Genomic DNA, 13,597 nt, shown 5'->3' on the forward strand with positions numbered 1-13,597 from the left:
TTTGACTAAGCACAACTTGAGCGGGCACACGCAGCCTAAATCGGCGGAAGTTCGCTTTGAGCAAGCCAGTGTTCACTATTACTCCAAACCAAGTTGGTTAGGGGGCAAACCGTTTAAAGCGCTCGAACAATTGGATCTTGCCATCGACACAAAGAACATTGCGATTGTTGGTCCTTCTGGTGCGGGTAAATCGACCTTGATTGAACTTCTGTTTGGTCTTCGTAAACCCACATCTGGTGAAGTGTATGTGTGTGGCTATCCGCTATCGCGTAGCTCGGCTAAGCAGCGCCAAGAGTTGTGTCAGCACATTCAACTGATTCCGCAAGAGCCGCAATCGAGCTTGAATCCTTATTACACCGTTCGCCAGATCTTACTGGAGCCGCTAAGCAACATTGGTTTGATGCAAGAGCTCAACGAGAAGGTGGAAAAGGTCTTGGCGGATGTCGGTTTGGATCTCACATTGCTGGATCGTAACCCGCAGCAATTATCAGTTGGGCAAGCCCAACGTGTAGCTATCGCCAGAGCTTTGATTGTTGAGCCTTGTGTATTGGTTGCCGATGAGCCAACCAGCAGCTTAGACCCCGTCAGTCGTAAACAGACTCTCGACTTGTTGGCAGGCATTCAAAAGAGTCGTCAGATGCGCCTGATTTTGGTGACGCATGACCTCGATGCGGCACAAACCCTATGCGATGAAATCCTGGTGTTAGACAAAGGACGTGTTGTCGAGCACGGCACGGCACAAAACGTGACAAATAACCCATCGCACTTGATCACGAGAGCCTTGATGAGCGCTCAACACAAAAGTAATGAATTCACAAAAAACATTGGAGAGGTTTCTTATGCACCTTAGTACTCCCAAGTTAGCTTTGTCGCTGGCTTTAAGCGCACTGCTGACGGGTTGTTTTGACTCTGGCGAAAGCAAGCCAGATGCGGAAAAAGCAGCTGCACCGCAAGCAACGGAAATTCGCGTCGCCATGATGCAACCACCACGCACAGGTTTGTCGCCACTTTCAGATGACGCGTTCAAACTGTCACGTTGGAGCACAGCAGAGACGCTAGTAAACCTAAACGATCAGTCGGTAGCAGAGCCTATGCTGGCAACAGAGTGGGAACAAGTTGACCCGATGACGTGGCAATTTACGGTACGTAAGGGCGTGAAATTCCACGATGGTTCTGAGCTTGATGCAAACGCGGTCGTGAACTCTCTACAAAAAGCATTAGATGCCGCACCAAAGCCACGTATTTTGGATGGTATCGAATGGCAAGTTCGCGCATTGGACGACTTCACTGTTGAAATCAAAACGACCTTTAACGATCCATTGTTGCCAAGCCGTCTATCTAGCCCACAGTTAGCGATCCTTTCTGGTGCTGCATATCAAGAAAACGGTCGTGTTGTTCCAATCAATGCGGGTACGGGTCCATTCGTTCTGACAGAAATCAACGGGACAACCAGCGCAAAACTGAAGCGTTTTGACGGTTACTGGGGTGAAAAAGCAAAAGTAGACCGCATTTTTGCTGAATACGTACCAAACGGTTTTGCTCGTGCTGCGGCACTACGTACCGGTGAGGCGGATGTCGTTGAAGCGGTTCCTGTTTCGCAAATCGCGATGATGGAATCTTCACAGCTGCACGAAGTTGCAATGCCACGTACCAACACGCTTTACCTAAACAACAAATCAGATGTGTTTAGCCAGTTCGGTTTGCGTAAAGCAGCAGCTCAAGCGGTTAACCGTGAGCAAATCATCAAAACGGTTTACGAGAACCACGCCGATTCAGCGAAAGGTCTGTTAGGTCCAGCATTGGCATGGGCTCAACCAATTCGTGATGCGAACCCTCGTATGGAAACCATGGAAATGCGCCACGCGAATGGTGAGAAGATCACCATTGGTACGTTTACCGACCGTGCAGAGTTGCCAGAAGTGGCGGTGCTACTAAAGCAACAACTTGAAGCGGCTGGCTTTGTGGTTGAGCTAGACGTTCGTGAATACGCACAAATCGAAAACGATGCACTAGCAGGTAAGTTCGATGCGTTCTTGTTGTCACGTGCAACAGTGCTGGATTCTGGTGACCCAGTGGCGTACATGCAAAGTGACTTTAGCTGTAAAGGTTCTTACAACCTGGGTCAGTTCTGCTCTGAAGAAGTAGATGCTGCATTGAAACACGCTGATCGTCAGCCATTGGGTGAGAAACGCCAACAAGCGATCATCGAAGCAGAAAGCAAAATCCTTGAACAATACGCTGTGATTCCACTGCTTCACGAGCGTGTAATCCAAGGTGAGAGTGATCGTGTGAAGAATGCACAACGTGACCCACGTGAGCGTCGCCTGATCGACCAGTTTACTGAGGTGAACTAACTCGATGTCGTCTGTTGCCAACATGCGTTCTCGTTGGAGCGCTTGTATGCCTGAATGGTTTACGCGTTTTTTGTCGCGCTTCCTGTCACTCGGGGTAGTGGTTGTGCTGGTGGGTTTGATGCCGGATATTGCCGGTATCGACCCAAGCCAATCAATCCTCCGTGCTCGTGCGGGTGCTCAACAATTGCTGACGGCAGAAGCTCTGCAAGCAATTCGAGAAGATCTTCAACTTGACCGCAGCGCTGCTGAGCGACTGTGGGATTGGTTGACGCTTGCCATGCAAGGTGACTTAGGTGTCTCTTGGGTGAGCGGGGCGTCCGTCATGGAGAGCGTTCAACAAACCGCAAAAACGTCACTATTACTGATGCTTACAGCGTTAGGTATGGCATTTGTAATGTGCATGGCGAGCGTGCTTTACACCGTGCGTCGTTGGCAACAGAATCGTTTAGACAAGCATCATGACACGCTCAGTTCGATGTTGGTCTCATTGCCGGAATACGTGATTGCTTCATTGCTGATCATGGTATTTTCCATTTGGTTAGGTTGGTTCCCACCTTATGGTTGGCAAGGCGTGCAAAACCTCTGGCTACCCAGCTTGGCAATGGCATTGCCTGCTGCTGGTTTGTTCGGGCGCTTGCTCAATGACAGCCTCAAGCGAGTATTAGATGAGCCTTGGGTGATCACTTGGCTATCGGCAAACGTCAGTAAGTTTCAAATCTTACGCTTTGCCTTGTGGCGTGCCGTTAGTAACTTGATTCCTCAAATCGCAATGACGGTGATTGGTTTAACCGGCGGTGCGGTTGCTGTGGAGCAAGTGTTTTCCATTCCGGGTATCGGACGATTGATCTTAGGCGCGGCGAAGTCACAAGATCTGCCGATGCTGCAAGGTGGTTTGTTAGTGTTGCTGGTGTTCTCGATGTTGATCAGCAGTGCGAGCATCTTATTGCAACGCTGGTTACTCGGGCACAGTGTCACGAGTGGCAAGTTGATCAGCAGTCACAGCACGTTTCGTTTTACCCAAAGCACCACCAAACGTGTTGTCAGTGCGACAATCTTTGCCTTGCTGATTGGTTGTGCGGGATGGGCCTTAATGCGCGATCCTTACACTATCCAATTTACCCGCCTTGAATCGCCAAGCTTAGCTGCCCCGTTTGGTGCCGATGCGGTTGGTCGAGATCTGCTTGCTCGTGTTGGCGGCGGTATGATGTCGACAATCAAAATGGGCATCATCGCAACCTTCCTAAGTTTGGTGATTGGTTTGCTGCTCGGCTTCGTGACTCGTTATAGCCAAGGCTTAATTGAGATCACCAAAGGTGTGCCATACATTGTGGCGGGTCTGCTGATTGCTGGTCTAACGGGGATGAACCCAAACAGCGCTTTGATTGCGATTGTTATGGTGTCATGGGCACCATTAGCGGCGCACTGTGCGAGCTTGTTGATGGAAGCCAAAGCGCAGCCTTACACGCATCTTGCGCCCATTTGGGGAACCAGTCAGTGGCGAGTACTCCGTTACTACTTGTTACCTTATGTGCTGCCGCCATTGATTCGTCACGCGTTTCTGCGTTTGCCATACATTACGCTCAGCCTGACGTCTCTGAGTTTTATCGGACTTGGCGTTAAGCCGCCAGAACCTGAGTGGGGCTTATTGATTGCGGAAAACTTGCCTTACATAGAGCGCTCACCATTAGGTGTCTTGCTGCCAATCTCAGGCTTAGTTTTGATGGCAATTGCGGTGAATTTGATTTTTGATGACAAGTGACGAGCAGCGATAAAGCGAAGTGAGCTTCCATATCCAGATGTAATCAGTAATTTGGTAATTTAGAAAACAAAAGGATGTGTTTTCTGCCAGAAAGTACACAGCACGGTCTATGTATATTGGAAGCACCTATAAATTAACGAGTATAAAAGTTACGCGAACTCAGATGTTTAGGTAGTGTTACTCTTTATACACACGTAATCCTTTATCCGTTAATTCTTGAGTGACCACTTCGGATAGGTTTCGATCGGTAATAATTCCGTCCAATTGCTCGATGTCTAATGCATGAAAGCTCGCTATCTGACCGTATTTAGTTGAGTCTGAGATCAGATAATTGGTTTGTGCCGCCTTGATGATTGCTTTTTTAACGAGAACTTTATTTTCATTAGGTGTTGATAAGCCTTTCAAGCTCCAAGATGAAGTCGAAATAAAGGCGATATCAATATTTAGCCCATTCAAGAACTCTGCGACTTTTCCTCCAATGGTGGATTGGTTCTCGCGGTCAATTTTTCCCCCAGTGTGGTAAAGCTCACATTCACTGTGCGTCATAAGGAAAGCAGCAATAGAGAAGTCATTGGTGATCACTAAAAGATCATTACGATTTGCTATTTGATGGGCGATTTCTAGAGAGGTTGTTCCCGCATCCAAGTAAATCGTAGCGTCTTGACCAATTAACGTAGCCGCCAGCTTACCAATTTGAATTTTTTCATCCGCTTGTTGCTCGACCTTCGCATCATGGGAAAGTTCGGAATGTAGAGCTTGAGCGAGTTGCACTCCACCAGAAACAGAAACGACTTTACCTGATGATTCAAGCTTCACGATATCACGACGAATGGTCATATGTGATACGCCAAGGTGGTCGGTTAAATCTGAAATGCTTAACACTTCTTGATGTGATAACAGGGATAATATGGTTCTTTGACGTTCTGCTGGGATCATAGTTTCACTTCTATATTCTTGTTTTTCAGTATCCTACCAATCTTTTCATTTGTTGTGAATATCTGTGAATTATGTTCTCAACGTTGTAAGAACAGCCTTCGCTTGTGTTAACTGCTCGGAATATCTCTGCCCATAAAGAGGTATATATCACGACATTGTTAATTTGTGTGAAAAAATGTGATTCAAAGCGAGGTCTTAGTATTAATCTTCACATATAATCACATCAACCAAACAAGAATTAACAAAGTTTAATAGACCAGAAGGCATTGTTTTTATGAGTGAAGTTCAATCTGTAGGTGTTATCGGTTTAGGCTCTATGGGAATGGGCGCCGCAAAGTCATGTGTGCGTGCAGGCCTAGATGTCTATGGTTTCGATTTAAATTCTCAAGCGCTTGAAGAGTTAGGTTCATTCGGTGCAAAAGCTGTTTCTACAAATGCAGTTGAGTTTGCAGATAAGCTTGATTCGGTTCTAGTTCTTGTTGTGAACGCAGCTCAAGTTAACACGGTCTTGTTCAAAACCGGTCTTGCTACAGCGCTTAAGCCGAATACGCCAGTAATGGTTTCAGCAACCATCTCAGCAGAAGACGCAAAACAAATTGAAGCGAAATTGGCAGAACACAATCTTGTGATGCTTGATGCACCGGTATCTGGTGGTGCTGCAAAAGCCGAATTAGGTGAGATGACTATTATGGCGTCGGGAGCGCAAAGCACATTTGATGCACTTGAACCAGTACTCAACGCAACGGCAGCTAAAGTCTACAACATCGGTGAAGCGATTGGCCTAGGCGCAACTGTGAAGATTATCCACCAATTGCTAGCAGGTGTTCATATCGCAGCTGGTGCTGAAGCAATGGCATTAGCGGCACGTGCAAACATTCCTCTTGACCTGATGTACGACGTGGTGACGAATGCAGCGGGTAACTCTTGGATGTTTGAGAACCGCATGAAGCATGTGGTTGATGGTGATTACTCCCCTAAATCTATGGTCGACATCTTTGTGAAAGATTTAAACCTCGTATCGGACACAGCAAAAGATCTCAAATTTCCACTTCCTCTATCAAGCACAGCACTAAACATGTTTTTGAGTGCAAGCAATGCTGGTTTTGGCCAGGAGGACGACAGTGCCGTTATCAAGATTTTTGATGGTATTGAGCTTCCAGGTGTAGAAAACAAACAGAAATAAGCGCACGTAAAACGGAGAAAAAATGATGTTATTAGGCGTTATCGCAGACGACTTTACTGGCGCAACAGACATCGCAGGTTTTCTTGTAGAAAACGGCATGCGCACAGTTCAGCTTAACGGTATTCCAAAAGAAGAGATTGATGTAAACGCAGATGCGGTCGTGATCAGTCTTAAATCTCGCTCTTGTCCTGTAGATGAGGCAATCGAGGATTCAGTAGCGGCGCTTAAGTGGCTGCAAGCAAATGGCTGTCAGCAGTTTTACTTCAAGTACTGCTCAACGTTTGACAGCACAGCAGAAGGTAACATTGGTCCTGTAACGGATGCACTGCTTGCAGAGCTAGGTGAAGCGTTCACCATTGTCTGCCCATCATTACCAGTGAATGGTCGCACAGTTTTCAACGGCCATCTATTTGTATTCCAAGACTTGCTAAGCGACTCAGGTATGCGTAATCACCCTGTGACACCAATGACTGATTCAAGCCTAGTTCGTATGATGGATGCTCAATCTCAAGGCAAATCTGGCCTGGTGAACTTCCAAATAATTGAACAAGGTCCAAAAGCGGTAATTGAGCGCTTTGAAGAGCTAAAAGTACAAGGCAACCGCTACGCAGTGGTTGATGCATTCAATGCAGAGCATCTAGTCACACTTGGCCAAGCGGCGAAGTCTCTAAAACTGGTAACTGGTGGTTCTGGTTTGGCTGCGGGTATTGCTAAGAACTGGATAGAGAGCCTTGAAGATCAAAGTGATGCGAAGCAAGAGGGGAACCCTAAAAAAGCACCAACCGTTGTGTTATCTGGATCTTGTTCTGTCATGACCAACCAACAGGTCGCTGTTTACAAAGAAAAAGCGCCACACTTTGCTATTGATGTGAAGGCGTGTCTGACGGAAGAAGACTACTCAAATCAAGTGTTTGATTGGGTCATGACCAACATCGAAAGCGAGTTCGCACCACTGGTTTACGCAACCGCAGATGCAGCGGCGTTAAAAGCGATTCAACAAGAGTTTGGCGCGCATGCTTCAAGCCACGCGGTTGAACAATTCTTTAGCCAACTTGCAATCAAACTTCAGCAGCACGGTGTGAAAAATTTCATCGTTGCGGGTGGGGAAACCTCAGGGGTTGTAACCCAAAGCCTAGCCGTAAAAGGTTTTCATATCGGTCCTCAAATCGCACCAGGTGTACCTTGGGTGAAGTCACTTGAAGGCGAGCTTTCTTTGGCTCTGAAATCGGGCAACTTCGGCGATGAACACTTCTTTGCCAAAGCACAGTCGTTTTTTGAATAGGTGAGGTTGTGATGAATAAAGAATTGATGACAGAACAACAACTGCGAGAGCAAATGGTCACTATGGCGCGCTCTATGTTTGAACGTGGCTATGCGACTGGCGGCGCTGGCAACCTTTCTCTAAAACTGCCTAATGGACACTTTCTGGCAACGCCAACTGGTTCTTCGTTCGGCCGCTTGATTGCTGAAGAGCTTTCGGTTGTGGATATTGATGGCAACCATATCTCTGGTGAAAAGCCATCAAAAGAAGTGGCTTTTCATCTGGCGATTTATCGAAATAACTCAAAGTGTAATGCGATTGTGCATCTGCATTCTACTTACTTGACGGCGCTTTCTTGTCTTGAAGGTCTAGATCGCGAGAATGCCATCAAAGCTTTTACACCTTACTTTGTAATGCGCATTGGCGAACTGCCAGTGATTCCGTACCTGCGCCCGGGCGACCCTCAGATTGCTGAAGAACTTGCGCAGCGGGCTAGTGACTACCGAGCTTTCCTCCTGGCGAACCATGGTCCAGTGATCACGGGTACGGACTTTGAAGATGCAGTGGATAACGCAGAAGAGCTAGAAGAGACAGCGAAGCTAGCGTTCATTCTTAAAGATAGCAACATCCGCTACTTAACGGATACTGAGATTCAAGACCTAAAAGGGAGAGGTAAGTAATGGCTAAATTCGCGGCAAATCTGACAATGTTATTCACAGAAGTTCCTTTTCTAGATCGTTTCGAAAAAGCACACCAAGCGGGCTTCAAAGCGGTGGAATACCTTTTTCCATACGCATTCGAAGCGCAAGAACTAGCAAGCAAGATACAGCAGTTTGGTTTTGAGCAAGCGTTATTCAACATGCCTCCAGGTGATTGGGATGCAGGTGAACGAGGTTTTGCAGCTATTCCGGGGCGTGAGGATGAATTTAAAACGAGCGTCGAGACTGCGCTGATGTACGCCAAGGCACTGAACTGTAAAAAGGTTCACGCTATGTCTGGCATTGTTGATTCACGCTTCACTCGTGATCAGCATATTGAAACCTTTATCTCAAACATTCGTTATGCAGCGGATAAGTTTGCCGAACAAGGTGTTGAGCTGATGATTGAGCCACTCAACAATCGCGATGTACCGAACTACTTTGTTGCACATCAACGTGAAGCGGTGGAACTCATCAAACAAGTGGCTCGTCCAAACGTGAAATTGCAGCTCGATCTCTATCACGCACAAATTATGGACGGTGATCTGAGTACGTTGATTCGCGATGTGGCGCCATACACAGGCCATATTCAAATTGCTTCTGTGCCTGAAAGGCACGAACCATCGGAAGGCGAACTGAATTACCCACACCTATTCAATGTTTTGGATGACTCTGGTTACCAAGGCTGGATCGGTTGTGAATACAACCCAAGGCATAGCACGCAGCTGGGCCTTAGTTGGGTTAAACCATACCTATAACAATTTTAATTTCTATCCATAAATAACTTGAAACCAATTACAAAAACAAAGGGTCGTGACTATGAATATTATCATAACTGGAGGGGCGGGTTTTCTCGGAACCCTACTTGCCAAATCACTACTAAAAGAAAACAAAGCTGAAAGTATTACTATTGTCGACATTCAAAAGTCGCGCTTAGAGGGCATTGATGACCGAGTCGTTTCTTTAGTCATGGATATGACAAAGCGAGAAAATATAGACCAAGTTATTACTGCCGAAACGACACACATTTTTCATTTAGCGGCAATTGTATCGAGCCATGCTGAGCAAGATTTTGATTTAGGCGTAGCTGTAAACCTGACGACCACACAGTTATTGCTTGAGCGTTGCCGTAAAGTAAACCCTAATATTCGTTTTACGTTTGCTTCATCTTTAGCTGTCTTTGGTGGTGATCTTCCGGAAACGATTACACCAATAACAGCACTTCATCCTCAGTCATCCTACGGGACGCAAAAAGCCATAGGTGAGTTATTGGTTAACGACTATGCCCGTAAAGGCTTTGTTAAAGCTGTATCCGTACGTTTACCGACTATTTGTATTCGCCCTGGGAAACCAAACCTTGCCGCTAGCTCTTTCGTAAGCGGAATTATTCGTGAGCCTTTGAATGCTCAAGAATCAAATTGTCCTGTAGACCCTACGCTAAAACTTTGGATATCGAGCCCGTCTAGAGTGGTGGACAATATTCAATATGCAGGGCTAATGCCTTATGAGCAGTTAAATAATCTGTCCTATAGAACGCTTAATTTACCTGGTATTCAAACTACACCAGCTGAGATGATTCAAACAATGGACACTCTAACGGGTAAACAACTTTCTAATTATATTACCTATGAGCATGATGCGGGTATTGATCGTATTGTGAGTAGTTGGCCACAAAAAATTGATTGTACTAAAGAACTGGAGCTTGGATTTAAAGCAGACAGTAATTTCAAGGATGTATTACAACAATTTATTTCTGTTAACAATATGGAGATTGTCTAATGTTACCAACCTCAGTAATTGGACTAATAGTAGCCGTATCAGTCCTTGTTTTTCTTGTGTTACGTACAAAAGTACATGTGTTAATTGCGATGTTAATTGCGGCATGTATCGCAGGTATTATTGGTGGGTTAAGTGTTGACGACACGATTGCGACCGTTAGCAAAGGATTTGGTGGAACATTAGGCGGTATAGGGATTGTCATCGGTCTCGGCGTTATGATGGGGGCTATTTTAGAGGCTTCTGGAGCAGGAGAAAGTATTGCCTATAATTTTATAAAGTGGTTAGGAAAAAAGAAAGAAGAGGCCGCTCTTGCTGTAACTGGCTATATTGTTAGCATCCCAATCTTTGTGGATAGCGCGCTTATCATTCTTTATCCAATAGCGAAGTCTTTGTCAAAAACGTCCAATCGCTCGATTTTAACGCTTACGGTTGCTCTGGCGGGCGGCTTGGTCGTAGCGCATCACGCTATTCCGCCGACTCCAGGGCCTTTGGGCGTTGCTGGTATCTTTGGTGTCGATCTTGCCAGCATGTTAGGTTTTGGTTTGATGATCGCAGCGCCTTGTGTCATGGGTATTGTTTGGTATGCAAGATGGTTAGAAAAGCAGTTTCCTGAATTCATTCCAACCGAACATTTCTCGAAGTCTAGTGAGCAACTGATTAATGATCACAAAGAGTACATTGCAAGTAAAGAAGCGAAAGACCTACCATCTTTAAGTAAATCTATCGCTCCAATTATTATCCCAATTTTACTTATACTTGCGAAATCAGTGATGGGTTTATTAGAGGGGACTTTCGGTTTCGAAGGGCTGACTGCAACAACATTTGGTCAATTTATCGCTTTTATCGGCAGCCCTACTATTGCACTATCAATAGCGACGTTACTAGCGGTTTACACATTGGGTAATAACCTTACCAAAGAAGAAGCGAATGAAAAGATGGAACAAGGAATCTCCACTTGTGGCATCATTTTGTTAGTAACAGGAGCTGGTGGCGCGTTAGGTGCCGTATTGCGTGAAACGGGTGCGGGCGCAGAGATTGCCAACCAAGTTGCAGGGCTTCCTATTTCTGCGGTTATGATTCCATTTATTATTGCGACGTTAGTTCGTATTATTCAGGGCTCTGGTACAGTCTCCATGATAACCGCTGCTTCTATATCTGCCCCAGTTTTAGTGAATATTCCTGACGTTAACCTTTTATTCGCAGCGACGGCAGCTACGATGGGATCTCTATTTGCTGGCTACTTTAATGACTCGCTATTCCATATTGTTAATCGATTAATGGGGGTGACTGAGGTTAAGAAACAACTCATTATTTGGACTATTCCAACAACAATTGCTTGGGCTATTGGTGGTTCATTAGTCATGATTCTTAACTTATTCTTCGGATCTCATGGTTCAATCTTTGATCCTGTGTTACCACTTGCTGTACTTTTGGGGTGTGTTGCATTTACAAAATCTTACAGCGCTAAGCACGTCGAATTACAAGAGGTATAAAGGTTTACTTGTACTCTTCCATAAAGTAAAAACCTATCACAATATGTATTTTTATCAGATAGTTTAGAGTTTTTTAATAATATGAACGGCCCTATGTTTGGGCCGTTTTAGTTCTTATAAATAAACTATTTAAATTGAACCGATATAGGTTCCGTTTTCAACTTAATCAATATGAAATGGAATTGTTATTTCCCGCTTAGTAAGAGATTACCTATAAAGGTTCTATTCGAGTTTAACTCTAGTGATTTTACTCTAGCGAAGTAGGGTTACTTTATATAAGAGTCCAGTACTTTTAATACGACTTCCATATCTTTTTCACGTTGAGTTTTGTCTTCCTCAAGTACGACGTGTTCAAGTAAGTGACCTTTAATTACTTCTCGCATCAAACCATTTACTGCTCCCCGAATAGCGGCAATCTGCTGCAACACATCTTGGCATTCATGCTCTTCTTCCAGCATTTTTTTAAGTCCATTTACCTGACCCTGTATTTTACTGACTCGAGTGTTGAGCTTCTTTTGATCTCTGGTTGTATGCGACATGTCTTATCTTCTTTAAGTTACGGGCCGAGTTATTCTAACTGATAATGTAGCACTCAATTTATACTGGGGGGTAGTATTTAATACTAGGGGGGAGTATAGTTTGCGATAAATTAGAATCAACAACAGAGAACAACAATGGATTTTGTCGCGTTACTACAACAAGGTAATGGGTGGTTCTTTATTCCCAGTGCCATTTTGCTTGGCGCCTTGCATGGTTTAGAACCTGGGCACTCTAAAACGATGATGGCGGCGTTCATTGTCGCGGTGAAAGGAACGGTCAAACAAGCCGTGATGCTGGGTTTAGCTGCCACACTTTCTCACACTATAATTGTATGGTTAATCGCTGTTGGCGGGATGTATATTAGCCAGAAATTCACCGCTGAAGCGGCTGAACCATGGATGCAACTTATCTCTGGGGTCATTATCGTGACAACCGGCGTATGGATGTTTTGGCGGACATGGAGCGATGAGCGAGCTTGGAACAAAGCTCAGGATCATGCTCGCGACTGGACGACGCAAGTTGTGGATACAGGACATGGGCATGTTTCGCTTTCGATTACACAGGAAGGGGAGCATCACCGTTTCCAATTGCGAACACTCAGCGGTAAACCTTTAACTGCTGAAGGTATCAAGGTTTCGGTATCGAGTGATGGTTATCAACCTGCTGATATCTATCACTTTATAGAGCGTGATGGATACTTGGAATCGGCGTCTTGCATTGAAGTCTCTAATGGACTTTCTGTCACTTTGATCATCGGGCACCATGATCATACCCATGACTTTGATGTACATTTCCGTTCTGGTTCTCATTTAGAAAGCGAAGATAAGGAATATCAAGATGCTCACGAACGCGCTCACGCTTTAGACATTCAAAAACGCTTTGAGAATCGAGACGTGACGAATGGGCAAATTCTGCTGTTTGGATTAACGGGCGGTTTGATTCCATGCCCTGCTGCGGTAACGGTTTTGCTTATCTGTTTGCAGCTTAAGGCAATGACTCTTGGTGCGACTTTAGTTGTGTCATTCAGTATTGGCTTAGCCTTGACTCTGGTTGCTGTTGGCGTTGTGGCAGCAGTGGGCGTGCAAAAAGCGACATCTAAATGGAGCGGTTTGAATGATGTTGCACGTCGAGCTCCTTACTTATCGGGCGTCTTGATCAGTGCAGTTGGTTTATACATGGGTATGCATGGATACATATCGCTGACAAGTTAAACTCTGTGGTAAAGATTTTTTTCCTTTCTTTTTTTATGGGCAATGGCTTCATGCCTTGGTTTGCCTATTTTGCTGCCGATTCTTGATTGAGAATCACTCGATCTGACATCGCTGCCATATCTACAAACCAAGTCATTCTCGCTTCACCAAGCATCTCGGATTACAACCGCTGCAATTGTGGCTCTAATATCTGAACCTGAGATACTAAATGATAAAACGGGAGCACTGACCACAGTGCTCCCGACGGTCAAAACGCTAATTAGAAGTCTTTTCTTTAATGTTCGATACCAATTTGGTCGCATAGTTAAATTTAACTATGCAAACGTTTCCTTTTGCGTACTCGTCCCTTCGCCAAACCTCGTAGAAATGTGACGTTTTGAAGA

General features: G+C 45.2%; 12 protein-coding genes. 10 read left to right on the plus strand and 2 right to left on the minus strand.

Features of this window, described 5'->3' with window-relative positions; all coding sequences use genetic code 11:
• Nucleotide 1 precedes the first annotated feature (1 nt).
• Genes R7190_RS02490 through R7190_RS02500 form a run of 3 tightly spaced genes read left to right on the plus strand, consistent with a single transcriptional unit; the run spans nt 2 to nt 4,113 of the window.
• Nucleotides 2–850, plus strand: a complete 849-nt coding sequence (locus tag R7190_RS02490) for an ABC transporter ATP-binding protein (protein ID WP_186585155.1) — start codon at nt 2–4, stop codon at nt 848–850.
• On the plus strand, nt 840–2,354 hold the full coding sequence (locus R7190_RS02495; protein WP_186585157.1) for an ABC transporter substrate-binding protein: 1,515 nt from the start codon (nt 840–842) through the stop codon (nt 2,352–2,354). Before R7190_RS02490 ends, R7190_RS02495 begins: the two co-directional genes overlap by 11 nt.
• Before the next feature lie 4 nt (nt 2,355–2,358).
• A complete protein-coding gene (locus R7190_RS02500) occupies nt 2,359–4,113 on the plus strand; it encodes an ABC transporter permease subunit (RefSeq protein WP_373921228.1) in 1,755 nt (584 codons plus the stop codon).
• A gap of 177 nt (nt 4,114–4,290) precedes the next feature.
• Here R7190_RS02500 and R7190_RS02505 read toward each other — a convergent pair whose 3' ends face one another.
• Nucleotides 4,291–5,049 carry a DeoR/GlpR family DNA-binding transcription regulator gene (locus tag R7190_RS02505; RefSeq protein WP_005375354.1) on the minus strand — a complete coding sequence of 253 codons (759 nt, stop codon included), beginning with the start codon at nt 5,047–5,049 and terminating at the stop codon, nt 4,291–4,293.
• A 274-nt stretch (nt 5,050–5,323) separates the two neighbouring features.
• Between R7190_RS02505 and ltnD the strand changes: the two genes are divergently transcribed.
• The 6 genes from ltnD to R7190_RS02535 all read left to right on the plus strand — a co-directional run bounded on the left by ltnD (nt 5,324) and on the right by R7190_RS02535 (nt 11,463).
• A complete protein-coding gene (ltnD, locus tag R7190_RS02510; protein ID WP_005375356.1) occupies nt 5,324–6,232 on the plus strand; it encodes an L-threonate dehydrogenase in 909 nt (302 codons plus the stop codon).
• A 25-nt stretch (nt 6,233–6,257) separates the two neighbouring features.
• Nucleotides 6,258–7,514: a 3-oxo-tetronate kinase gene (otnK, locus tag R7190_RS02515; protein ID WP_031777204.1), complete on the plus strand. Its 1,257-nt coding sequence runs from the start codon at nt 6,258–6,260 to the stop codon at nt 7,512–7,514.
• A gap of 11 nt (nt 7,515–7,525) precedes the next feature.
• Entirely contained in the window at nt 7,526–8,173 is a 648-nt protein-coding gene (locus R7190_RS02520) for an aldolase (protein WP_005385078.1), read from the plus strand.
• Nucleotides 8,173–8,949, plus strand: coding sequence for a 2-oxo-tetronate isomerase (otnI, locus tag R7190_RS02525; protein ID WP_047101720.1), 777 nt, complete (start codon nt 8,173–8,175; stop codon nt 8,947–8,949). Before R7190_RS02520 ends, otnI begins: the two co-directional genes overlap by 1 nt.
• Before the next feature lie 61 nt (nt 8,950–9,010).
• Nucleotides 9,011–9,970, plus strand: a complete 960-nt coding sequence (gene denD, locus R7190_RS02530) for a D-erythronate dehydrogenase (RefSeq protein WP_064369125.1) — start codon at nt 9,011–9,013, stop codon at nt 9,968–9,970.
• Nucleotides 9,970–11,463, plus strand: coding sequence for a GntP family permease (locus R7190_RS02535; protein ID WP_005375369.1), 1,494 nt, complete (start codon nt 9,970–9,972; stop codon nt 11,461–11,463). Before denD ends, R7190_RS02535 begins: the two co-directional genes overlap by 1 nt.
• A 266-nt stretch (nt 11,464–11,729) precedes the next feature.
• Here the strand turns inward: R7190_RS02535 and rcnR are convergent, their stop codons facing one another.
• Nucleotides 11,730–12,002 (minus strand): Ni(II)/Co(II)-binding transcriptional repressor RcnR, encoded by a 273-nt coding sequence (gene rcnR / locus R7190_RS02540; protein WP_005375370.1) that lies wholly within the window; start codon nt 12,000–12,002, stop codon nt 11,730–11,732.
• Nucleotides 12,003–12,137: 135 nt separating this feature from the next.
• On the opposite strand from rcnR, the gene R7190_RS02545 reads away from it, so the two are divergent.
• Nucleotides 12,138–13,214: a nickel/cobalt efflux protein RcnA gene (locus tag R7190_RS02545; RefSeq protein WP_171344147.1), complete on the plus strand. Its 1,077-nt coding sequence runs from the start codon at nt 12,138–12,140 to the stop codon at nt 13,212–13,214.
• Nucleotides 13,215–13,597: the final 383 nt, after the last annotated feature.

The organism is Vibrio sp. 1078-1 (genome assembly GCF_033340475.1).

Excerpts from the sequence above, each read along its gene's own strand:
- R7190_RS02495 (WP_186585157.1), top strand. The coding sequence starts at position 840 with ATGCACCTTAGTACTCCCAAGTTAGCTTTGTCGCTGGCTTTAAGCGCA.
- R7190_RS02500 (WP_373921228.1), top strand. The coding sequence starts at position 2,359 with ATGTCGTCTGTTGCCAACATGCGTTCTCGTTGGAGCGCTTGTATGCCT.
- R7190_RS02505 (WP_005375354.1), bottom strand. The coding sequence starts at position 5,049 with ATGATCCCAGCAGAACGTCAAAGAACCATATTATCCCTGTTATCACAT.
- ltnD (WP_005375356.1), top strand. The coding sequence starts at position 5,324 with ATGAGTGAAGTTCAATCTGTAGGTGTTATCGGTTTAGGCTCTATGGGA.
- otnK (WP_031777204.1), top strand. The coding sequence starts at position 6,258 with ATGTTATTAGGCGTTATCGCAGACGACTTTACTGGCGCAACAGACATC.
- R7190_RS02520 (WP_005385078.1), top strand. The coding sequence starts at position 7,526 with ATGAATAAAGAATTGATGACAGAACAACAACTGCGAGAGCAAATGGTC.
- otnI (WP_047101720.1), top strand. The coding sequence starts at position 8,173 with ATGGCTAAATTCGCGGCAAATCTGACAATGTTATTCACAGAAGTTCCT.
- denD (WP_064369125.1), top strand. The coding sequence starts at position 9,011 with ATGAATATTATCATAACTGGAGGGGCGGGTTTTCTCGGAACCCTACTT.
- R7190_RS02535 (WP_005375369.1), top strand. The coding sequence starts at position 9,970 with ATGTTACCAACCTCAGTAATTGGACTAATAGTAGCCGTATCAGTCCTT.
- rcnR (WP_005375370.1), bottom strand. The coding sequence starts at position 12,002 with ATGTCGCATACAACCAGAGATCAAAAGAAGCTCAACACTCGAGTCAGT.
- R7190_RS02545 (WP_171344147.1), top strand. The coding sequence starts at position 12,138 with ATGGATTTTGTCGCGTTACTACAACAAGGTAATGGGTGGTTCTTTATT.